Here is a 288-nt window from a genome sequence, read left to right as displayed (position 1 = left end):
CGTCCATCGACATTGACAAGGTCTGCGAGCTGGTGGACATCTTCATGGACGCCGGGTTCACCTATTTCGACTCGGCCCGCGGCTACCACGGCTGCAAGTCGGAGTGGGCCCTTTGCAAGGCCCTTGTGGAGCGCTACCCGCGCGACTCGTTCACCATCGCCACGAAGCTGCCGGCGTGGCTTGTAAGGACGCCGACGAGGCCCGCGCCATGTTCGACACCTCCCTTGAGGAGTGCGGCATCGACTACTTCGACTATTACCTGCTGCACAACCTGGGCGAGACCCTCAC

At 62.5% G+C, this 288-nt stretch carries 1 protein-coding gene; it reads left to right on the top strand.

The window, feature by feature from the left end:
• Nucleotides 1-44: 44 nt before the first annotated feature.
• Nucleotides 45-288 (top strand): aldo/keto reductase (locus NE591_RS15485; protein ID WP_256157127.1); only part of this gene is annotated, 244 nt, incomplete at its 3' end.

The organism is Adlercreutzia sp. DFI.6.23, from assembly GCF_024462535.1.
In the GTDB taxonomy this organism is placed as follows: Bacteria; Actinomycetota; Coriobacteriia; order Coriobacteriales; family Eggerthellaceae; genus Adlercreutzia; species Adlercreutzia rubneri.
Note: the sequence above shows the minus strand (reverse complement) of the source record. Positions and strands in the feature narration are given on the sequence as shown.